The organism is Pseudomonas sp. AF03-9 (assembly GCF_020515815.1).
Classification (GTDB): Bacteria; Pseudomonadota; Gammaproteobacteria; order Pseudomonadales; family Pseudomonadaceae; genus Aquipseudomonas.
The window spans coordinates 174,413-195,889 of sequence record NZ_JAHPJF010000014.1; the positions used below are offsets into that span (position 1 = coordinate 174,413).

The window sequence follows — 21,477 nt, forward strand, 5'->3', positions numbered from 1 at the left end:
TTGCCGGGGTTCGCGTATGTCCAGCACCACCAAACCCAAGATCGCCATCAGCGCCTGTCTGCTCGGCGAAAACGTGCGCTTCAACGGCGGGCATAAACAATCCCTGCTGTGCAGCCAGACCCTCGCCGACTACTTCGACTTCGTGCCACTTTGCCCCGAAGTCGCCATCGGCCTGGGCATCCCCCGTGAACCGATCCGCCTGGTGGGCGACCCGGCCCATCCGCAAGCCGTCGGCACGGTGCACCGCGAACTCAACGTCACCCAGCCGCTGAACGACTACGGCCAACAGATGGCGCTGGAACACACCGACCTGTGCGGTTACATCTTCATGCAAAAATCCCCGTCGTGCGGCCTGGAGCGGGTCAAGGTCTACCGCGCCAACGGCACCCCGGTGGACGGCGGTGGGCGCGGCATCTACGCCCAGGCGTTCTGCTCACGCCATCCCAACCTGCCAGTGGAAGAAGACGGTCGGCTGAATGACCCGGTGCTGCGGGAAAACTTCCTGACCCGCGTGTTCGTCTACGCCAGCTGGCAACAGCTGCTGGCCGACGGCCTGACCCGCCACCGCCTGCTGGCCTTTCACTCGCGCTACAAATACCTGCTGATGGCCCATAGCCCGGCGCACTACAAACGCCTCGGCCACTTGCTCGGCAGCATGGGCAAAAGCACGCAACTGGAAGAATTGTCCGCCTGCTATTTCAGCGACCTGATGACCGGCCTGAGCCAGTGCGCCACCCGTGGCACCCACAGCAACGTGCTGCAACACATCAGCGGGCATCTGAAGCAGGCGATCAGCGCCGACGACAAACAGGAAATGCAAACCGTCATCGGCCAATACCGCCACGGCATCGTGCCGCTGGTAGTGCCGCTGACCCTGCTCAAGCATCACTTTCGCCAACATCCGGACCGCTACATCGCGCAGCAGGCCTACCTGCAGCCGCACCCGGAAAACCTCAGCCTGCGTAATGCGATCTAACCCATGAAAGCAGCCCCACCCGAAGACCTCGCCCAAGCCGTCGAAGACGGCTGGCTGCCGATCCGCGAAGTGGCGCGCCAGACCGGCGTCAACGCCGTGACCCTGCGCGCCTGGGAACGCCGCTACGGGCTGATCGTGCCCCAGCGCACACCCAAGGGCCATCGACTGTTCAGCGCCGAACACGTGCAACGCATCCATACCATCCTCACCTGGCTCAACCGTGGCGTGCCGGTCGGCCAGGTGAAAACCTTGATCGACTCCGCCCAACCCGCCACCGACGTCGTTGAAAATGAATGGCACACCTTGCGCCAGACGCTGGTGCAAGCGATCAGCGAATTGGCCGAGCGTCGGGTCGACGATGCCTTCAACCAGGCCATGGCGCTGTACCCGCCGCGTACCCTGTGCGAGCAACTCTTGCTGCCACTGCTCAAGGATCTGGAGTTGCGCTGGCAAGGCCAGTTCGGCGCACAGATGGAGCGGGTGTTTTTCCTGTCGTGGCTGCGCAGCAAGTTTGGCGCACGCATCTACCACAACAACCGTCAGCTCCAGGGCGCGCCGCTGCTGCTGGTCAACCACTCGGACCTGCCGCTGGAACCGCACTTATGGCTCAGCGCCTGGCTGGCCAGCAGCGCCGACTGCCCGGTGGAAGTCTTCGACTGGCCGCTGCCGGCCGGCGAACTCGCGCTGGCGGTGGAACATCTGAAACCGCGCGCCGTGCTGCTGTATTCGAGCAAGGCCCTGCATGTGCCGGCCCTCGGCAAACTGCTGGGCGGTGTCGATTGCCCAACGCTGATTGCCGGACCAACGGTATGCATCCACCAAGCCGAGTTGGCCGTATTAAGCACTGACATCCCTCAATTGTGCGTGGCCGAAGACCCGTTGTCGGCCCACCAGCTACTGATCCAGCGTGGAATCGTTTAAATGCATTTGATCTGGTTGCGCACCGACCTGCGCCTGCACGACAACACCGCCCTGGCCGCCGCGAGCCAGCGTGGCCCGGTCGCCGCCGTGTACCTGATAACCGCCGAGCAGTGGCAGGCCCACGATGACGCGCCGTGCAAGGTGGATTTCTGGCTGCGCAACCTGCGCGAACTGAGCAACGCCCTTGGGGAGCTGAACATTCCCCTGTTGATCCGCCACGCCGCCACCTGGGATCAGGCGCCAGGCGTCTTGAGTGAACTGTGCCGCGAACTGTCGGTGACGTCTGTGCACGTCAACGAGGAATACGGCATCCACGAGAGCCGCCGCGACGCTGCCGTGGCCACGGCGCTGGACGCCGACGGCGTGACGTTCCACAGCTACCTCGACCAACTGTTCTTCCAACCCGGCAGTGTGCTGACCAAGACCGGCACGTATTTCCAGGTGTTCAGCCAGTTCCGCAAGGTCTGCTACACGCGCCTGCACAGCGCCCTGCCGCGCCTGGTGCCGACAGCCAAAGCCCAGGCGCCACTCGCCATCAAACGCGATCCGATCCCCCAGGCCGTCGACGGCTTCGAGCCCCCCAGCGACAGCCTGCGCGCGCTCTGGCCCGCCGGTGAAGACGAAGCCCGTCGGCGCCTGGACGCCTTCGCCGAGCAACAGATCAGCTACTACAAGGACGAGCGCGACTTCCCCGCCAAGCCCGGTACCAGCCAGCTTTCGGCGTACCTCGCGGCGGGCGTGGTGTCACCGCGCCAATGCTTGCACGCCGCGCTGCAAACCAACCGGGGCGAATTCGAAAGTGGCGACATCGGCGCCATCACCTGGATCAACGAACTGCTCTGGCGCGAGTTCTACAAACACATCCTGGTCGGCTACCCACGGGTGTCCCGTCACCGTGCGTTCCGTCCCGAGACCGAAGCCGTGGCCTGGCGCGATGCGCCCAAGGACCTGGCGGCGTGGCAAGAAGCGCGCACCGGCCTGCCGATCATCGACGCGGCCATGCGCCAACTGCTCGAAACCGGCTGGATGCACAACCGCCTGCGCATGGTGGTGGCGATGTTCCTGACCAAGAACCTGCTGATCGACTGGCGCGAAGGCGAGCGCTTCTTTATGCGCCACCTGATCGACGGCGACCTCGCCGCCAACAATGGCGGCTGGCAGTGGAGTTCGTCGACCGGCACCGACTCGGCGCCGTATTTCCGCATCTTCAGCCCGCTGAGCCAGTCGGAAAAATTCGACGGCGACGGCGTGTTCATCAAGCGCTGGCTGCCCGAGTTGGCCGCGCTGAATAAAAAGGAAGTGCATAACCCCGAGGCGGTCGGCGGCCTATTCGGCGTGGCGGATTACCCAAGGGCCATCGTCGACCTGAAAAAATCCCGCGAACGCGCCCTGGCGGCCTTCCGCAGCCTGCCGTCACGCGCGGCGATCGGGGGCGAGCATGAGTGACTTCCTGCGCCGGTTCGCCCAGGCCTTTGCCACGCTGGACAAGCACAACCTGCACCTGCTCGACAGCCTCTACAGCCAGGACATCGCCTTTGCCGACCCGCTGCATGAAGTCCACGGCCTGCCCGCGCTGCGCCGTTACTTCGCCGAGCTGTACGGCAACGTCCGCCAGTTGCGCTTCGACTTTCACAGCTTCGACGAGGTGGCTGAAGGCGAAGGCTACCTGCGCTGGAAAATGAGCTTCTGCCACCCGCGCCTGGCCAACGGCAAGGTGATCCGCGTGGAAGGCTGCTCGCACCTGCAGTGGCGCGACGGCAAGGTGTATCGCCATCGCGACTATTTCGACGCCGGCGCCCTGCTTTACGAGCACCTGCCCGTGCTGGGCCGCGTGGTCCGCTGGCTGAAAAGGAGAATCGCATGAGCCAGACACCCCCCCGCCGTTACTGGCTGACCGGCGCCAGCAGTGGCATCGGCGCAGCACTGGCGATCGAGCTGTTGGAAAGCGGCGCCCAAGTCGCGCTCAGTTCGCGCACCACAGCCCCGCTGCAAACCCTGGCCGAACGCTATCCGGGGCAAGTGCTGCTGGTGCCCGGCGACTTGACCGACAGCCAGGCCGTGCGTGAGATCGGCGCACAGATCAGCGCCGCCTGGGGCGCGCTGGACACGGCGATCCTCAACGCCGGCACCTGTGAATATATCGATGCCCAGCACTTTGACGCCGCGATTGTCGAACAGGTGGTACGCACCAACCTGCTGGCCAGCAGTTATTGCATCGAGGCCGCGTTGCCGCTGTTGCGCGCCGGAATCCGCCCGCACCTGGTGGGCGTCGCGAGCGCCGTGACGTACTTGCCGATGCCGCGCGCCGAAGCCTATGGCGCGTCCAAGGCCGGCTTGCGCTACCTGTTGGAATCCTTGCGCATCGGTCTGTCGCCGGAACACATCGACGTCACGGTGATCAGCCCGGGCTTCGTCGACACGCCGCTGACCGAACGCAACGATTTCCCCATGCCCCTGAGCTGGCCGGCCGGCAAGGCCGCGCGACATATCTTCGTAAAACTTGCGAAACGTCCGCTGGAAATCGCCTTCCCGGCACTGTTTATCGCCACCCTCTGGCCGCTGTCGAAGCTGCCGGCCCGCGTGCAGTTGTTCATCGGCAGGCGCATGTTGCGCAGCCCGCTACCGCAGAAGGATCGCCTGTGAAAATCGCCATCATCGGCAGCGGCATCGCCGGGCTGACCAGCGCCTACCTGCTCAGCCGCCGCCACGACATCACGCTGTTCGAAGCGGGCGACCGCATCGGCGGGCATACCCATACGGTCAACGTCAGCGTCGCCGGTCAAAGCCATGCGGTGGACACCGGTTTCATCGTGTTCAACGACTGGACCTACCCCAACTTCATCCAACTGCTGGGGCAGATCGGCGTCACGTTCAAACCCACCGAGATGAGCTTTTCGGTACACGACGAGAGCCAGCGCTTCGAGTACAACGGCAACAACCTCAACAGCCTGTTTGCCCAGCGTCGCAATATCTTGTCGCCGGGGTTCTGGGGCATGTTGCGCGACATCCTGCGTTTCAACCGCGAGGCCCCGCAGGACCTGCAAGAACAGCGCATCAACGCCGAGATGACCCTGGGTGAGTACCTCAAGGCCGGCGGTTATGGCGAGCGGTTTATCCGACACTACATCGTGCCGATGGGCGCGGCGATCTGGTCGATGTCCCTGGCGGACATGCTCGGGTTTCCGTTGCAGTTCTTTGTGCGCTTCTTCAAGAACCACGGCTTGCTGTCGGTGAGCAATCGCCCGCAGTGGTGCGTGATCGAGGGTGGTTCGAGCAGCTATATCGAACCGCTGACCCGCAGCTTTCGCGAACAGATCCGCCTCGACTGCCCTGTGCATAACGTTGAGCGCACCGCCGACGGCGTGGTTATCCACAGCGCCGCCGGCCGCGAGACGTTCGACCGCGTGGTATTCGCGTGCCACAGCGACCAGGCCTTGGCGCTGCTGGCCGACCCAAGCCAGGCCGAACACGACATCCTCGGCGCCCTGCCCTACGCCGACAACGACGTGGTGCTGCACACCGACACCCGCCTGCTGCCGGATCGCAAACTCGCCTGGGCCAGCTGGAACTACCGGCTCAGCGGCGATGCGCAGACCCAGGCCGCCGTCACCTATGACATGAACATCCTGCAAGGCATCGACAGCGCCACCACCTTTTGCGTCAGCCTGAACCAGACGGCCATGATCAACCCGCTGAAGATCCTCGCCCGCTACGCCTACGCGCACCCGCAATACAGCCTCGCGGCGGTGGCCGCCCAAGCGCGCTGGCAAGAGTTGTTCGGCATGCGCAACACCTATTATTGCGGCGCCTACTGGGCCAACGGCTTTCACGAAGACGGCGTGGTCAGCGCGCTGCGCGTGGCCAAGGCCTTTGGGGAAAGCCTGTGAACAGCGCCCTGTACAGCGGCTGGATCGCCCATCGCCGGTTTGCCCCCAAGGTCCACGCCTTTCGCTACCGCATCGGCCTGCTGTACCTGGATTTGAGCGAAGAACACACGGTGCTCGGGCTCTCGCCCTTGGCCGGGCGCAGCCGTTTTGCCGCGTTCGGTTTTCGCCAGCAGGACTACCTGAGTGAGTTCACGCGCACCGGCATGAGCTTGAGCGATGCCGTGCGCCATGAAGTCGGCAAGGCTCTGGGGCGTACACCCCAGGGCGTTATCTGCCTACTGACCCAGGCCCGCAGTTGGGGCCTGGCTTTTAACCCGGTGAGTTTCTTCTACTGCTTCGAGGCTGACGGACAATTGGCCGCGATCCTGTGTGAAGTGACCAACACGCCCTGGCGCGAGCGCTATCACTACGTGCTGCCGGCCCAGGCGCTGGACGCGGATGAACATCAGCATTTCGCCGTGGCCAAGGCGTTTCATGTGTCGCCGTTCCTGCCCCGCGACCTGGAATACCGCATGAGCTTCAGCCCGCCCGCCGCCAGGCTTGGCGTGCACATGGCCGATTGGCAGGGCACGCAAAAAGTCTTCGACGCCACCTTGAGCCTGGAAAAACATGCACTGAACCGCGCCAGCCTGCATCGCTACCTATGGCGCTTCCCCTGGATGACCGCCAAGACCTGCCTCGCAATTTACTGGCAGGCCCTGCGCCTGTTACTCAAACGCACACCGATTTTTTCCCACAGGGCTGCCGAAGGCACCTCTCGCACTGCAGTCGGGTATACCAAGGATCGCCGCCATGAAAACCCCTAGTTTATCGGTCAAGTCCCACCGTCTGAACGTCAACGGCATGACCAGCGCACTGCTGCGCAAGGCCGTGCTGCGTCAATTGAGCCAACTGCGCCACGGCCAGTTGGTGGTGATCGAGGACGGCGAACGCCAGGTGTTCGGCGCACGGGAAGCGCACCTGCTGGGGGAGATCCATATCCTCGATCCGGCGGTGTGGGGCCTGGTGGCGGCCAGTGGTTCCATCGGCGCGGGTGAGGCATTTATCCATGGTTACTGGAGCAGCCCGGACCTGACTGCCGTGGTGCGCGTGATGGTCAGCAACCTCGATGTGCTCGATGCGATGGAAGGCGGCCTCGCGCGCCTGGCGCGCCCACTGACCCAGGGCTTGCACTGGCTCAACCGCAACACACGCAAGGGCTCGCAGAAAAACATTGCCGCCCACTACGACCTGGGCAATGACCTGTTCGAAGAATTCCTCGACCCCACCATGATGTACTCGGCGGCGCAATTCCTGAGCCCCGACGACAGCCTGGAACAGGCGCAATTGAACAAGCTGGAGCGCATCTGCCAGAAACTCGCGCTCAAGGCCACCGACCACCTGCTGGAAATCGGCACCGGCTGGGGCAGCATGGCGCTGTATGCCGCGCAGCATTATGGCTGCAAGGTCACCACCACCACCTTGTCCAAAGAGCAGTTTGTCTACACCGAAAAACGCATCGCCGCACTGGGCCTGGGTGATCGGGTGACACTGCTGCTGCAGGACTACCGCGACCTGACCGGCGCGTACGACAAGCTGGTCTCCATTGAAATGATCGAAGCGGTGGGCCATCGCTTCCTGCCGACCTACTTCAAACAGTGCGCGCAACTGCTCAAGAGCGACGGCCTGATGTTGCTGCAAGCCATCACCATCCGCGACCAACGCTACGAACAGGCCAAGCGCAGCGTCGACTTTATCCAGCGCTACATCTTCCCCGGCGGCGCCCTGCCCTGTGTGCAGAAGATGCTGGAGATCGTCAGCCGCGATACCGACTTGAACCTGATGCACATGGAGGATTTCGGCCTGCACTACGCGCGAACCCTGCGCCTGTGGCATGAGAACTTTCGCCGCGCCCATGGCCGCCTCGCGGAGCTGGGCTACGATGAGTACTTCCTGCGGCTGTGGGAATTTTACTTGTGCTACTGCGAAGGGGGCTTCATGGAGCGCACGATCGGCACCGCACAACTGCTGCTGGCCAAGCCCGCTGCGATCAACCCGCCGTTGCTCGGGCGCTTCGATGCTTAAACCGCTGGTGAATGCCGTGCTGTTCCAGTGCGGCTGGTTTGCCTGCGTGCTGGGCGGCGACAGTCGGTGGCTACTGGTGGCGGTGGCGGCGCTGGCCGTGCACCTGCTGTGGATAAGTTCGTGGTCGCGCGAGGGCCAGGTGATTCTCGCCGTGACCTTGCTCGGCACGCTGATCGACACCTCGTTGCGCTCCTTTGGCGTGTTTCATTTCAGCCTGCCGGGGCCGCTGATTCCGCTGTGGCTGATGGTGTTGTGGGCGCTGCTGGCGACGACCTTGCGCCATTGCCTGGCCTGGAGCGCACGCCCCTGGTGGCGGGCCAGCCTGCTGGGAGCCGTGGGTGGGCCGCTGTCCTATTACGCAGGCAGCCAATTGGCCGGGGTGAGTTTCGGCTACGGCACGGCACCGACCGTGATTGGCCTGGCGCTGCTGTGGGGACTATTATTCCCCGTCTTGCATTGGGTCGCCCGACAGCTGGGACACTGACGTCTGTCAGAGCATTCACACGCTCTTGATCAGCTTGCCTTACACTGCGCGCCTATGACCAACATCCCCCACACCCAAATCACCGAACCCGCCGTCACCTGCTCGACGTGCGCGGCCTGCTGCTGCCAGTTGGAAGTGATGCTGATCACCGATACCGGCGTGCCGGAGCGCTACATCGATACGGACGATTGGGGCGGCGAAGTGATGCTGCGCCTCGACGACGGCTGGTGCGCAGCGCTGGACCGGGACACGATGATGTGCACGATCTACGAGCGCCGGCCCTTGATCTGCCGGGAGTTCGAGATGGGTGCGCCGGAGTGCCTGGAAGAGCGGCAGGGGATCGCGACCGCCTATCGCTGAACCTTTGATCAACGCCGATCAAAATGTGAGAGCTGGCATGCCTGCGATAGCGGTGGGTCAGCCGAATCTATGTTGACTGACAGGCCGCCATCGCGGGCAAGCCCGCTCCCACAGGGGATTGGGTTGCCACTTTGGATCAGCTCCCACATTTGGTTTGCAGTGTTCTTAAGACTTACAACGGCAGGGTGTAGTGCAACGAGTAGCTCTCGACCCCATCGTTGTTGCTGCTCAGCCCGGCATTGGAATAGTGCGTGGCGCGAATCCCCACCTCATGCCCACCGGCAAAGCGCAGGCCGAATCCCAGCCGATCTTCGAACTGAAAAGCCTGGCCAATATTGTTGTCCTCGACCCGTGTGCGCGAGAACAGCGCCACGCCCACCCCCGCCTCGATGTACGGCTTGACCTTCTCACCGGCAAACTCATACACAAACACTGGCGAGAACGACAGGCTGCTGACGCTGGCGTGCTTGTCACCATCCCAGTAGGTGTAGGCACCGCTCCAGTAGCCGGTCAAGCGCCCGGTATCGGTCTGCCACCAGCTTTTGTCCCACTGCGACGTCAGCCCCAGCCGATAGGTCAGTGTCGAATCACTGGTGCTCCCCACCCCTAATTCCAGGCCAGCGGCCTGGGCTGAAACGGTGTGCCCTACAACGACGGCCGCAATCGCAGCCAAACAGAACAAGCGCTTCATAAGAAACATCCTTTCCCGACGAAGTTATTTGGTTTTGTACAAGCTATCTCGCTATAGAAGCTGGCAAATAGACGGAAGTTCCAGCTTTTAACGCGGGAATTTCACGAATTTTTCACGCACCGAAGCTTCGCACAACGCCCGGATATTTCCATAGTGTTGGTAGGATATTTCTTAGGTGAGACACATCGCCGCTGGTCCAGAACTGCGCTGGCTCGGGCTTGCCGTCGGCCAGCAGGTTGCGCTCGCCGAGCAAGCGCTTGAGCTGGCGGGCCACGGCGGCGCCGGTGTCGATGAGGATGATGCTGGGGGGCAGCATCTGCGCCAGCAGCGGCTTGAGGAAGGGATAGTGGGTGCAGCCGAGGATGATGGTGTCGCAGCCGGCGCCTAGCAGCGGGTCGATATACCCCTGCAACAACTGGCGCAGTGCCGGGCTGCTCAGGTCGCCGGTTTCGATCAGTTCCACCAGGCCCGGGCACGGCTGAGTAATCACGCGGACATCGGTGGCGAAGCGATCGAGCAGTGCCGCGAACTTGGCGCTTTGCAGGGTGCCCGTGGTGGCGAGCACGCCGACCACACCGCTGCGGGTCGCGGCGGCCGCAGGTTTGACGGCAGGCTCCATGCCCACCAACGGCCAATCCGGGAAGTCCTTGCGTAAATCGGCAACGGCCGCAACGGTCGCGGTGTTGCAGGCAATCACAAACGCCTTGGCCCCCTTCTCCCGCAGAAACCCGGCAACCTGCCGCGAGCGCTCAAGAATAAAGGCCGGGCTTTTCTCGCCGTAAGGGATATGCCCGCAGTCGGCCACGTACAGCAGCGATTCGTGGGGCAGCAGCTGCTGGATTTCCTCCAGCACCGACAGCCCGCCGACGCCGGAATCGAACACACCGATCGGCGCGTCCTTAACCATGGTGAGTCCCGCACACGCTGCAACCGGGGTCGCGCTTGACGCGCAACTCGCGGAAACGGCTGCTCAATGCATCGATCAGCAACAAGCGGCCCACCAGCGGCTCGCCGAAACCGGCCAGCAGCTTCAAGGCTTCCAGCGCTTGCAGGCTGCCGACCAGGCCCACCAGCGGCCCGACCACGCCGGCTTCGCTGCAGGTCAGTTCGGTGTCGCTGCCGTGCCCGTATAAACAGTGGTAGCACGGGCTGTCGGCGCGACGCGGGTCGAACACCGACAGTTGCCCTTCCAGGCGAATCGCCGCGCCGCTGATCAACGGCTTGGTCGCGGCGACGCAGGCGGCGTTGACCGCTTCGCGGGTGGAGAAGTTGTCGCTGCAATCGAGGACCACATCCACCGCCGCGACCGCCGCGGCGAGTGAGTCGGCGTCCAGCGCGCTGCGATGGGCGACCAGCGTGATTTCAGGATTGATCGCGCCCAGGCGCCGCAGGGCCGAATCGACCTTGGTCTGCCCGACGCTGGCGGTGTCGTGGATGATCTGGCGTTGCAGGTTGGTCAGGTCGACGCTGTCGAAGTCCGCCACGTGCAATTCACCGACCCCCGCAGCAGCCAGGTACAACGCAACCGGCGCGCCCAGCCCGCCCAGGCCGATGATCAGGGCGCGGCTGTGTTTCAGGCGCAACTGGCCGTCGATGTCGACATGCTGCAACAGAATCTGTCGGCTGTAGCGCAGCAGTTCCTGGTCGGTCAGCACGGCCGGCGTCCCAGGGTAATGCGCTCGTGGCCGCCAAGGTCGATGCGGCTGTGCACGTTGTCAAAACCTTCGCCCAGCAATAGGTCACGCACGGCGCCAGCCTGGTCGTAACCGTGTTCGAGCAACAGCCAGCCAGCGGCATTCAGGTGCTGGGGTGCCTGCTTGATGATGTGGCGCAAGTCGTCCAGGCCATCGCGGCCCGCCACCAGCGCACTGGCCGGTTCGAAGCGCACGTCACCGGCGACCAGGTGCGGGTCGTTGTCGGCAATGTACGGCGGATTGCTGATGATCAGATCGTAGGTGTGGCCTTGCAGGGCGCTGAACCAGTGGCTGTTCAGCACGGTGACGTTATTCAGGTGCAGGCGCTGGCGATTGCGCTCGGCCAAGGCCACCGCTTCGAGCACGCGATCGACGGCGGTGACGGTCCAGGCCGGGCGCTCGCTGGCCAGGGCCAGGGCAATCGCGCCGCTGCCGGTGCCGAGGTCGAGAACCTGGGTCGGCGTGGCCGGCAACAATTGCAGGGCGGTTTCCACCAGTAACTCGGTGTCCGGACGCGGGATCAGCGTGTGGGGCGCGACCTCCAGGTCCAACTTCCAGAAGCCTTGCTGGCCGAGGATGTAGGCCACCGGCTCACCGCCGCGGCGGCGTTGCAGGTAGCCGGCAAAGGTCAGCGCATCTTCGCTGCTGACGATTTTCTCCGGCCAGGTGTGCAGGTAGCTGCGCGACTTGCCCAGGGCCGCGGCGAGCAATAACTCGGCGTCCAGGCGCGCGGTGGGCGAGTCGGGCAGGTCGGCAGCGCGCAGCAGGCTGGCGATAATGGTCATTTAGTCACCTATCGCTGCAAGTTGGTCGGCCTGGTATTCGGCGAGCAACGGCTCGATCACTGCATCGACGCCACCGGCGAGGATCTCGTCGAGGGAGTAGAGCGTGAGGTTGACCCGGTGGTCGGTGACCCGGCCCTGGGCAAAGTTGTAGGTGCGGATGCGTTCGGAGCGGTCGCCCGAGCCCACCAGCAACTTGCGCTCGCTGGCAATCGCATTGGCAGCGGCGCTGGTCTGCTGGTCGTTGAGCTTGGCTGACAGCCAGGACATGGCCCGCGCCCGGTTCTTGTGCTGGGAACGTTCTTCCTGACACTCCACCACAATGCCGGACGGCAAGTGGGTAATGCGGATCGCCGAGTCGGTCTTGTTGACGTGCTGGCCACCGGCGCCCGACGAGCGGTAGGTGTCGACGCGCAGGTCGGCCGGGTTGATCTCGATGGCTTCCTGCTCGTCCGGCTCGGGCAATACAGCCACAGTGCAGGCCGAGGTGTGGATGCGGCCCTGGGACTCGGTGGCCGGCACGCGTTGTACGCGGTGTGCGCCAGACTCGAACTTGAGCTTGCCGTAGACGTTATCGCCTTCAACCCGTGCGATGACTTCTTTATAGCCGCCGTGCTCCCCCTCATTCTCCGAGAGGATCTCGACTCGCCAGCCGCGTCGCTCGGCATACCGCGAATACATGCGGAACAGGTCGCCGGAGAAGATCGCCGCCTCGTCGCCGCCGGTGCCGGCACGGATTTCGAGGAACACGTTGCGCCCGTCGTTGGGGTCTTTGGGCAGCAGCATGCGTTGCAGATCGCCTTCCAGCGCGATCAGTTTTTCCTTGGCTTCGCGGACTTCTTCCACGGCCATTTCGCGCATGTCCGGGTCGCTGTCCTTGAGCAGCGCCTGGGCGCCTTCGAGGTCGGCCTGGGTTTTCAGCCACTGGCCATAGGTGGTCACAATCGGCTCAACTTCCGCGTATTCCTTGGAATAGGTACGGAACTTGGTCTGATCGGAGATGACTTCGCCATCGCCGAGCAAGGCGGTCAGTTCTTCGAAACGGTCCTGGAGCACGTCCAGTTTATTGAGCAGTGACGCTTTCATTGCGGTTTTTTATCCGAAGAGCTATCTGACGCGCCCTCACCGAGGGCAAAGAGTTCTTGGGCCATGGCCAGCGCATCGAGGCGGCCTTCGGCAGTCAACTTTTTAAGCTGTACGCTGGGGGCGTGGAGCAGCTTGTTGGTCAGGCCACGGGCCAGTTGCATCAGCACCTCTTCGGCGTTGCTGCCGTTGGCCAGCAAACGCTGGGCCTTGCTCAGTTCCTCGTCGCGCAGGCGTTCGCCCTGCTGACGATACGCCTTGAGCACGTCCACTGCCGCCAGTTCACGCAAGCGCACCATGAAATCTTCGGCGCCGTCGCTGACCATCTCTTCGGCCGCCTGGGCTGCACCCTGGCGGCTCTTGAGGTTCTCGGCGACCACTTCGTGCAGATCGTCGACGCTATAGAGGTAAACGTCGTCCAACTCGCCGACTTCGGGTTCGATGTCCCGGGGAACGGCGATGTCCACCATAAAGATCGGTTTGTGCTTGCGCAGCTTCAGCGCGCTTTCGACCGCGCCTTTGCCGAGGATCGGCAACTGGCTGGCGGTGGAGCTGATGACAATATCGCTGCGCACCAACTCGGCCGGGATGTCCGACAGCAACACCGCATGGGCGCCGAACTGCTCGGCGAGGATGCTCGCACGCTCAAGGGTGCGGTTGGCGACGACAATGCGTTTCACGCCCAGGTCGTGCAGGTGGCGGGCGACCAGGGTGATGGTCTCGCCAGCGCCGATCAGCAGGGCCTGGCTGCGCTGCAAGTCGCTGAAAATCTGTTTGGCCAGGCTGACGGCAGCAAACGCCACGGACACCGGGTTTTCGCCGATGGCGGTGTCGGTCCGCACCTGCTTGGCCGAGTTGAACGTGGCCTGGAACAGGCGGCCCAACAGCGGCCCCACCGTGCCAGCCTCACGCGCCACGGCGTAGGCGGATTTCATCTGGCCAAGGATCTGCGGCTCGCCCAACACTAGCGAATCGAGACCGGCCGCCACACGCATCATGTGACGAACTGCCGCATCCTCTTCGTGCACATAAGCACACGCGCGCAGCTCATCGAGGCTTAAATGGTGGAAATCGGCCAGCCAGCGCAGTACCACATCCGCGGAAAGATGTTCCTGCTCTATATAAAGCTCGCTGCGATTGCAGGTTGAAAGGATTGCAGCTTCGCGGCTGTCGGTGAGCCGGCAGAGCTGTTGCAAGGCCTCAACCAACTGCTCTGGCGTAAACGCCACGCGCTCGCGCACGTCTACGGAGGCAGTCTTGTGGTTAATACCGAGTGCGAGGAAGGCCATTCAATATCGCTGATGATGTCGGGAAGCCGACAATTGTCCTACTTCGAAAGATTCAGAACAACCACCGTCGTCTATTGTCCCTATACCTTGTACCTATAAATACGCCAACTGAGTCTCGGTTATGTTTGGCCGAAGGCTTGTGTCATGATGATCCGACCGCAGGTTAGTCGTCCTCTTCCTATATGAATAGATCCTCCGCGTTGCTCCTTGCTTTTGTCTTCCTCAGCGGCTGCCAGGCCTTGGCCCCCGTGTCGCCGGACGGTACGCCGCCGGTGGAAGACAGCACCCCCGCCCCTGAAAAGCCCAAGGTTTATTCTTCATTCAGTGAAGAAACGGTGTTCAGCCTGCTGAGCGCGGAGCTGGCTGGCCAGCGCAATCGTTTCGACATTGCGTTGGATAACTACGTGACGCAGGCCATAAATACGCAGGATCCGGGGATTTCCGAGCGGGCGTTTCGTATCGCCGAGTACCTGGGCGCCGATCAGGCTGCGCTGGATACCTCGCTGATCTGGGCGAAAAACGCGCCGGACGACCTCGAGGCGCAGCGCGCCGCGGCGGTGCAACTGGCGCGTGCGGGGCGCTACGACGACTCCATGGTCTATATGGAGAAGGTCTTGCAGGGCAAGGGCGACACCCATTTCGACTTTCTTGCGCTGTCGGCTGCCGACACCGACCAGGACACGCGCAATGGTCTGATGAAGAGCTTCGACCGCCTGCTGCAAAAACATCCCAAGAACAGTCAGCTGATTTTCGGCAAGGCCTTGCTGTTGCAGCAAGACGACGAGGCCGATGCGGCGCTGAAGCTGCTGGAGCAGAACCCACCGGAAGAGGGTGAGATCGCGCCGATCCTGCTGCGTGCGCGCCTGCTGCAAAACCTCAATCGCGGCAAGGAAGCGATTCCGCTGCTGGAAAAAAGTATCAAGAAGTACCCGGACGACAAGCGCCTGCGCCTGACCTACGCGCGCATGCTGGTGGAGCAGGACCGCATGGAAGACGCCAAAGTGCAGTTCGCCAACCTGGTCCAGCAATACCCGGACGACGACGAACTGCGCTACTCCCTCGCACTGGTGTGCCTGGAAGCCAAGGCCTGGGATGAGGCCAAGGGTTACCTGCAAGAGCTGATCGAACGCGAAAGCCACGTGGATTCGGCGCACCTGAACCTGGGCCGCATCGCCGAGGAGCACAATGACCCACAGGCTGCCCTGCTTGAGTATGCCCAGGTCGGCCCTGGCAACGATTACCTGCCGGCGCAACTGCGCCAGGCCGACATATTGATGAGCAACGGTCGCACCGACGAGGCGGAAAAACGCCTGGCGGCTGCGCGTGATGCCGAGCCTGACTACGCGATCCAGCTGTACCTGATCCAGGCCGAAACCCTGTCGGCCAATAACCAGGGCGAGCGCGCCTGGAAACTGCTGCAACAAGCGTTGCTGCAATACCCCGACGACTTGAACCTGCTGTACACCCGCGCCATGCAGGCGGAAAAGCGCAACGACCTGGCGCAGATGGAAAAAGACCTGCGCCTGATCATCAAGCGTGATCCGGACAACGCCATGGCCCTCAACGCCCTGGGCTACACCTTGTCCGACCGGACCACGCGCTACGACGAAGCCAAGGCGCTGATCGAACAAGCGCACAAGCTCAACCCGGAAGACCCGGCCGTGCTCGACAGCCTGGGCTGGGTGAATTACCGCCTAGGCAACCTGGATGAAGCCGAACGCTTGCTGCGCCAGGCACTGGAGCGTTTCCCCGACCAGGAAGTCGCCGCCCACCTGGGTGAAGTCCTGTGGGCCAATGGCAAACAACGCGAAGCGCGCCAGATCTGGGAAAAATTCCTCAAGGAACAACCCGAAAGCCCCATCCTGCGCGGCACCATCAAACGCCTGACCGGATCCGAGACCCTTTAAGCTTATGTTCTTGCGCCACGTTGCAGTCTTCAGTCTCATCGCCCTGCTCGCCGGTTGCGCGGGCGTCGGCACCCGCGAATCCGTTGAGGGCCAGGGCAACCCGGCGCAATGGCAACAGCACAAGGATCAGCTCGCCAGCATCGATGGCTGGCAGATCGAAGGGAAAGTCGGTGTTCGTGCGCCGAAAGATTCCGGGAGCGGTACGTTGTTCTGGCTGCAACGCCAGGATTACTACGACATCCGCCTGTCCGGCCCATTGGGCCGTGGCGCGGCACGCCTGACCGGCCGACCGGGGCAAGTAAGCCTGGAAGTGGCCAATCAGGGCCGCTATGAAGCGACATCGCCGGAAACATTGCTGGAAGAACAGATCGGCTGGAAGCTGCCAGTGTCGCATCTGGTGTGGTGGGTACGCGGCTTGCCCGCGCCTGAGAGCAAAAGCCGCTTGCGCCTTAACAGTGATAGCCGCCTGGCCACCCTGGAGCAGGATGGCTGGCAAGTCGAATATTTGAGCTACGTGCAGCAAAGCGGTTACTGGCTGCCTGAACGAATCAAGCTGCATGGCACCGACCTTGACGTCACGCTGGTGATCAAGGACTGGCAACCACGCAAACTGGGACAATAACGTGACCGTAGAACGCTTGACCCTGCCCTCCCCTGCAAAACTCAATTTGATGTTGCACATCCTGGGTCGTCGTGAAGACGGCTACCACGAGTTGCAGACGCTGTTTCAATTTCTCGACTACGGCGATGAGATGACGTTCGCCGTACGCGACGATGGCGTGATCCAGTTGCATACCGAATTCGAAGGCGTGCCCCACGACAGCAACCTGATCGTGAAGGCCGCAAAAAAACTTCAGGAACAATCTGGCTGCTCGCTCGGCATCGACATCTGGATCGATAAAATCTTGCCCATGGGCGGTGGTATCGGCGGCGGCAGTTCGAATGCGGCCACCACACTGCTGGGTCTGAATCACTTGTGGCAACTCGGCTGGGACCACGATCGCCTGGCGGCGCTGGGCCTTACGCTGGGCGCGGACGTCCCGGTTTTCGTGCGTGGACACGCCGCATTTGCTGAGGGTGTCGGGGAAAAACTCACCCCTGTAGAGCCCGAAGAACCGTGGTATGTCGTACTTGTGCCGCAAGTATCTGTAAGTACAGCAGAAATTTTTTCAGATCCGTTGTTGACACGTAACTCTTCTCCCATTAAAGTGCGCCCCGTTCCCAAGGGAAACAGTCGAAATGACTGCTTACCGGTTGTAGCAAGGCGTTATCCAGAGGTACGTAACGCTTTGAATTTGTTAGGTAATTTTACCGAAGCAAAATTAACCGGAACTGGAAGTTGTGTGTTTGGGGGCTTCCCAAACAAAGCTGAAGCTGATAAAGTCTCGGCCCTTCTTACAGAGACCCTTACAGGGTTTGTAGCAAAGGGAAGCAACGTTTCGATGTTGCATCGCAAGCTGCAAAGTCTGCTCTAAAAGGAACCGAGTGTTAGGCACTCGTTGCAACAGATACAGGGGCGTCGCCAAGCGGTAAGGCAGCAGGTTTTGATCCTGCCATGCGTTGGTTCGAATCCAGCCGCCCCTGCCATTTTCTAATACTCATCCAGGTTACCCTCAGCCTCTAGGTACTGCGCGTGTCCAAGATGATGGTCTTTACGGGGAACGCCAACCCCGATCTGGCTCGACGTGTCGTACGTCAGCTGCATATCCCTCTCGGTGACATCTCTGTCGGTAAATTCTCCGACGGTGAAATTACAGCCGAGATCAATGAAAACGTCCGCGGTAAAGACGTCTTCATTATTCAGCCGACTTGCGCTCCGACCAACGATAACCTGATGGAACTCGTCGTGATGGCTGATGCCTTCCGCCGCTCCTCAGCGACTCGAATCACAGCTGTAATCCCTTACTTTGGTTATGCCCGTCAGGATCGCCGTCCGCGCTCCGCACGTGTGGCCATCAGCGCGAAAGTTGTCGCTGACATGCTGACCGTGGTAGGTATCGACCGTGTTCTCACGGTTGACCTGCACGCTGACCAAATCCAGGGGTTCTTCGATATTCCGGTAGATAACATCTACGGCTCCCCAGTCCTGGTGGATGACATCGAAGACCAGCGCTTTGAAAACCTGATGATCGTGTCCCCGGACATTGGTGGCGTCGTGCGTGCACGGGCTGTTGCCAAATCCTTGGGCGTGGACCTCGGGATCATCGACAAACGCCGTGAAAAAGCCAATCACTCTGAAGTGATGCATATCATCGGTGATGTCGAAGGGCGTACCTGTATTCTGGTTGATGACATGGTCGACACCGCCGGCACCCTGTGCCACGCGGCGAAAGCCTTGAAAGAGCACGGTGCCGCAAAAGTCTTCGCCTACTGCACACACCCTGTGCTGTCGGGTCGAGCGATCGAGAACATCGAGAACTCCATGCTGGACGAACTGGTGGTGACCAACACCATCCCGTTGTCCGCTGCAGCTCAAGCCTGTTCGCGTATCCGCCAACTGGATATTGCACCGGTAGTTGCCGAAGCGGTTCGCCGCATCAGCAATGAAGAATCGATCAGCGCGATGTTCCGTTAAGGGTCAAACCTTCGGATCATTTCACTGACGAAAAGCGCCCCGCCCCGGCATTCTGTCGGGGCGGGGCTTTTTTGCCCATATCGAGAACGGCGCTGGTCGCAAACGCCACTCGATGATGGCTATTTTGGAGATACAAAATGACTGACTTTACTCTGAACGCTCAAGCGCGTACTGACCTGGGGAAAGGTGCGAGCCGCCGCCTGCGTCACGCCGCCAACATCCCAGCCGTTGTATACGGTGGTAACAAGCCTGCTGAATCCGTGACCATCCTGGCCAAGGAAATCGCCAAGCTGTTCGAAAACGAAGCTGCCTACAGCCACGTTATCGAGCTGAACGTCGACGGCGCCAAGCAGAACGTCATCGTTAAAGCGATGCAGCGTCACCCGTCCAAGCAGTTCATCATGCACGCTGACTTCGTTCGCGTTGTAGCTGGCCAGAAACTGACCGCTGTCGTGCCTGTGCACTTCGTCGGCGAAGAAGCTCCGGTCAAGAAAGGCGGCGAGATTTCTCACGTTGTGAACGAAATCGAAGTGACCTGCCTGCCGAAAGACCTGCCTGAGTTCATCGAAGTCGACCTGTCGACCGCTGAAGTTGGCGCCATCATCCACCTGTCCGACCTCAAGGCCCCTAAAGGCGTTGAGTTTGTTGCACTGGCTCACGGTGATGACAAAGCTGTTGCAAACGTACACGCTCCACGCGTTGCTCCAGAAGCAGACGCTGCAGAGTAAATCACTCTGTAACGTCGGAGCTTGAGGAAACATCGCGGACCGAAACGTAGCGAGAAAGCGGGCGATAACGCGACGTTTACTCTTGAGTAAATGAGCTACTGTTGTCCACTTTCGCCGCACCTTGGTTTGGCGATGTTATCCACAACTCCAAAGGAAGGGCCCCTGTCGTGACTGCCATTAAACTGATCGTTGGCCTGGGAAATCCAGGCGCCGAATACGAACAGACCCGGCATAACGCGGGGGCCCTTTTTGTTGAGCGCATCGCCCACGCGCAAGGTGTGAACCTTGTGGCCGATCGCAAGTATTTTGGCCTGACCGGGCGCTTCTCGCACCAGGGTCAGGATGTTCGTCTGCTGATTCCCACCACCTACATGAACCGTAGCGGCCAAGCCGTGGCGGCGCTTGCGAACTTCTTCCGGATCAAACCCGAAGAAATCCTGGTGGCCCATGACGAACTGGACCTGCCACCCGGTGTTGCCAAGCTCAAGCTCGGCGGTGGGCATGGCGGGCACAATGGCCTGCGCGACATCATCGCGCAGTTGGGCAATCAGAATAATTTCTACCGTCTGCGGCTCGGCATTGGCCACCCAGGCGTTGCCAGTATGGTTTCAAATTTCGTCCTGGGTCGTGCGCCACGCGCCGAACAGGAAAAACTCGATGCCAGCATCGACTTTGCCCTCGGCGTGCTGCCGGATATCTTCGCCGGTGAATGGAACCGCGCGATGAAAAACCTGCACAGCCAGAAGGCCTGACTCTTTATCCGAGGGGAAACACCATGGGATTCAATTGCGGCATCGTCGGCCTGCCCAACGTCGGCAAATCCACCCTGTTCAACGCCCTGACCAAGTCCGGTATTGCGGCGGAGAACTTCCCCTTCTGCACCATCGAACCCAACAGCGGTATCGTGCCGATGCCGGACCCACGCCTGGACGCCCTCGCGGCCATCGTCAATCCAAAGCGCATCCTGCCGACCACCATGGAATTCGTCGACATCGCGGGCCTGGTGGCTGGCGCGTCGAAAGGTGAAGGCCTGGGTAACAAGTTCCTGGCCAACATCCGTGAAACCGATGCCATCGCCCACGTGGTCCGCTGCTTTGAAGACGAGAACGTGATTCACGTCTCCAACAGCGTCGACCCGAAACGCGACATCGAGATCATCGACCTGGAACTGATCTTCGCCGACCTCGACAGCTGCGAGAAACAATTGCAGAAGGTCGCGCGTAACGCCAAGGGCGGCGACAAAGACGCAGTGGTTCAAAAAGCGCTGCTGGAACAGCTGATCGCGCACTTCACCGAAGGCAAGCCGGCACGCAGCCTGATGAAGAACATGGGCGCTGACGAGAAGGCCGTGATCAAAGGCTTCCACCTGCTGACCACCAAGCCGGTGATGTACATCGCCAACGTCGCCGAAGACGGTTTCGAAAACAACCCGCTGCTAGACGTGGTCAAGGCCATCGCCGACGAAGAAGGCGCGATCGTGGTGCCGGTGTGCAACAAGATCGAAGCCGAAATCGCCGAACTGGATGACGGCGAAGAGAAGGACATGTTCCTTGAGGCCCTGGGCCTGGAAGAGCCTGGCCTGAACCGCGTGATCCGCGCCGGTTACGAAATGCTCAACCTGCAGACCTACTTCACCGCCGGTGTCGAAGAAGTCCGTGCATGGACCGTCAAGGTCGGCGCCACAGCGCCACAGGCCGCCGGCGTGATCCACACCGACTTCGAGAAAGGCTTTATCCGTGCCGAAGTGATCGCCTACAACGACTTTATCCAGTTCAAGGGTGAGGCCGGTGCCAAGGAAGCGGGTAAGTGGCGCCTGGAAGGCAAGGAATACATCGTGAAAGATGGCGATGTGATGCACTTCCGTTTCAACGTATAAGTTTCACGCTGCAGATAAAAAGCCGATGCAATGCATCGGCTTTTTTGTACCTGCCTGATTGTCATAGATAAACAAATTTAAGATTAATCTTACATATACAGTGAGCATCAAAACCACTCAACCACCATAGGCCCTCCGTTTATCCTACAACACTTTAGCT

General features: G+C 61.4%; 23 protein-coding genes and 1 tRNA gene. 18 read left to right on the forward strand and 6 right to left on the reverse strand.

The annotated features are described in order from the left end of the window. Positions 1–16: 16 nt before the first annotated feature. Genes LIY36_RS18550 through LIY36_RS18595 form a run of 10 tightly spaced genes read left to right on the forward strand, consistent with a single transcriptional unit; the run spans position 17 to position 8,692 of the window. Positions 17–976: a YbgA family protein gene (locus LIY36_RS18550; protein WP_192297769.1), complete on the forward strand. Its 960-nt coding sequence runs from the start codon at positions 17–19 to the stop codon at positions 974–976. Between the two features lie 3 nt (positions 977–979). Next, positions 980–1,897: a MerR family transcriptional regulator gene (locus tag LIY36_RS18555; protein WP_226456537.1), complete on the forward strand. Its 918-nt coding sequence runs from the start codon at positions 980–982 to the stop codon at positions 1,895–1,897. Continuing rightward, positions 1,898–3,343, forward strand: a complete 1,446-nt coding sequence (gene phrB, locus LIY36_RS18560) for a deoxyribodipyrimidine photo-lyase (protein WP_226456538.1) — start codon at positions 1,898–1,900, stop codon at positions 3,341–3,343. Further along, complete coding sequence (locus LIY36_RS18565; RefSeq protein ID WP_192297772.1) at positions 3,336–3,761, forward strand: nuclear transport factor 2 family protein; 426 nt, start codon at positions 3,336–3,338, stop codon at positions 3,759–3,761. Before phrB ends, LIY36_RS18565 begins: the two co-directional genes overlap by 8 nt. Continuing rightward, positions 3,758–4,540 carry an SDR family NAD(P)-dependent oxidoreductase gene (locus tag LIY36_RS18570; protein ID WP_226456539.1) on the forward strand — a complete coding sequence of 261 codons (783 nt, stop codon included), beginning with the start codon at positions 3,758–3,760 and terminating at the stop codon, positions 4,538–4,540. Before LIY36_RS18565 ends, LIY36_RS18570 begins: the two co-directional genes overlap by 4 nt. Next, positions 4,537–5,784: an NAD(P)/FAD-dependent oxidoreductase gene (locus tag LIY36_RS18575; RefSeq protein WP_226456540.1), complete on the forward strand. Its 1,248-nt coding sequence runs from the start codon at positions 4,537–4,539 to the stop codon at positions 5,782–5,784. The genes LIY36_RS18570 and LIY36_RS18575 overlap by 4 nt, the downstream gene beginning before the upstream one ends. Next, complete coding sequence (locus tag LIY36_RS18580; protein WP_226456541.1) at positions 5,781–6,590, forward strand: DUF1365 domain-containing protein; 810 nt, start codon at positions 5,781–5,783, stop codon at positions 6,588–6,590. Before LIY36_RS18575 ends, LIY36_RS18580 begins: the two co-directional genes overlap by 4 nt. Beyond that, entirely contained in the window at positions 6,577–7,848 is a 1,272-nt protein-coding gene (locus LIY36_RS18585) for an SAM-dependent methyltransferase (protein WP_226456542.1), read from the forward strand. The genes LIY36_RS18580 and LIY36_RS18585 overlap by 14 nt, the downstream gene beginning before the upstream one ends. After that, positions 7,841–8,332, forward strand: a complete 492-nt coding sequence (locus LIY36_RS18590) for a DUF2878 domain-containing protein (protein WP_226456543.1) — start codon at positions 7,841–7,843, stop codon at positions 8,330–8,332. The genes LIY36_RS18585 and LIY36_RS18590 overlap by 8 nt, the downstream gene beginning before the upstream one ends. A gap of 54 nt (positions 8,333–8,386) precedes the next feature. Continuing rightward, positions 8,387–8,692: a YkgJ family cysteine cluster protein gene (locus LIY36_RS18595; RefSeq protein WP_056859129.1), complete on the forward strand. Its 306-nt coding sequence runs from the start codon at positions 8,387–8,389 to the stop codon at positions 8,690–8,692. A gap of 172 nt (positions 8,693–8,864) precedes the next feature. On the opposite strand, the gene LIY36_RS18600 is transcribed toward LIY36_RS18595, so the two are convergent. The 6 genes from LIY36_RS18600 to hemA form a co-directional block, all read right to left on the reverse strand. Then, entirely contained in the window at positions 8,865–9,383 is a 519-nt protein-coding gene (locus LIY36_RS18600; protein WP_226456544.1) for an acyloxyacyl hydrolase, read from the reverse strand. A gap of 112 nt (positions 9,384–9,495) precedes the next feature. Continuing rightward, the gene (murI, locus tag LIY36_RS18605; protein WP_226456545.1) at positions 9,496–10,290 is read right to left on the reverse strand and encodes a glutamate racemase; all 795 of its coding nucleotides are present in this window, start codon (positions 10,288–10,290) and stop codon (positions 9,496–9,498) included. Further along, entirely contained in the window at positions 10,283–11,038 is a 756-nt protein-coding gene (locus tag LIY36_RS18610) for a molybdopterin-synthase adenylyltransferase MoeB (RefSeq protein ID WP_192297780.1), read from the reverse strand. The genes murI and LIY36_RS18610 overlap by 8 nt, the downstream gene beginning before the upstream one ends. Next, positions 11,032–11,862 carry a peptide chain release factor N(5)-glutamine methyltransferase gene (prmC, locus tag LIY36_RS18615; protein WP_226456546.1) on the reverse strand — a complete coding sequence of 277 codons (831 nt, stop codon included), beginning with the start codon at positions 11,860–11,862 and terminating at the stop codon, positions 11,032–11,034. Before prmC ends, LIY36_RS18610 begins: the two co-directional genes overlap by 7 nt. Further along, on the reverse strand, positions 11,863–12,945 hold the full coding sequence (prfA, locus tag LIY36_RS18620; RefSeq protein WP_226456547.1) for a peptide chain release factor 1: 1,083 nt from the start codon (positions 12,943–12,945) through the stop codon (positions 11,863–11,865). Continuing rightward, entirely contained in the window at positions 12,942–14,231 is a 1,290-nt protein-coding gene (gene hemA, locus LIY36_RS18625; protein WP_226456548.1) for a glutamyl-tRNA reductase, read from the reverse strand. The genes prfA and hemA overlap by 4 nt, the downstream gene beginning before the upstream one ends. Before the next feature lie 182 nt (positions 14,232–14,413). On the opposite strand from hemA, the gene LIY36_RS18630 reads away from it, so the two are divergent. From LIY36_RS18630 to ychF, 8 genes are all read left to right on the forward strand, one after another. Then, positions 14,414–16,138, forward strand: a complete 1,725-nt coding sequence (locus tag LIY36_RS18630; RefSeq protein ID WP_192297784.1) for a tetratricopeptide repeat protein — start codon at positions 14,414–14,416, stop codon at positions 16,136–16,138. A 4-nt stretch (positions 16,139–16,142) separates the two neighbouring features. Further along, positions 16,143–16,760, forward strand: coding sequence for a lipoprotein insertase outer membrane protein LolB (gene lolB / locus LIY36_RS18635; RefSeq protein ID WP_226456549.1), 618 nt, complete (start codon positions 16,143–16,145; stop codon positions 16,758–16,760). A gap of 49 nt (positions 16,761–16,809) precedes the next feature. Continuing rightward, complete coding sequence (gene ispE, locus LIY36_RS18640; RefSeq protein ID WP_230412803.1) at positions 16,810–17,613, forward strand: 4-(cytidine 5'-diphospho)-2-C-methyl-D-erythritol kinase; 804 nt, start codon at positions 16,810–16,812, stop codon at positions 17,611–17,613. 37 nt (positions 17,614–17,650) lie between these two features. Then, a tRNA-Gln gene (locus tag LIY36_RS18645) sits at positions 17,651–17,725 on the forward strand. Between the two features lie 46 nt (positions 17,726–17,771). Then, entirely contained in the window at positions 17,772–18,713 is a 942-nt protein-coding gene (locus LIY36_RS18650) for a ribose-phosphate pyrophosphokinase (RefSeq protein ID WP_003208392.1), read from the forward strand. 137 nt (positions 18,714–18,850) lie between these two features. Then, the gene (locus tag LIY36_RS18655) at positions 18,851–19,441 is read left to right on the forward strand and encodes a 50S ribosomal protein L25/general stress protein Ctc (RefSeq protein ID WP_226456550.1); all 591 of its coding nucleotides are present in this window, start codon (positions 18,851–18,853) and stop codon (positions 19,439–19,441) included. A gap of 167 nt (positions 19,442–19,608) precedes the next feature. After that, positions 19,609–20,193, forward strand: coding sequence for an aminoacyl-tRNA hydrolase (gene pth / locus LIY36_RS18660; protein ID WP_017735148.1), 585 nt, complete (start codon positions 19,609–19,611; stop codon positions 20,191–20,193). A 23-nt stretch (positions 20,194–20,216) separates the two neighbouring features. Continuing rightward, positions 20,217–21,317, forward strand: a complete 1,101-nt coding sequence (ychF, locus tag LIY36_RS18665) for a redox-regulated ATPase YchF (protein ID WP_192297788.1) — start codon at positions 20,217–20,219, stop codon at positions 21,315–21,317. The last annotated feature ends 160 nt before the right edge of the window (positions 21,318–21,477 follow it).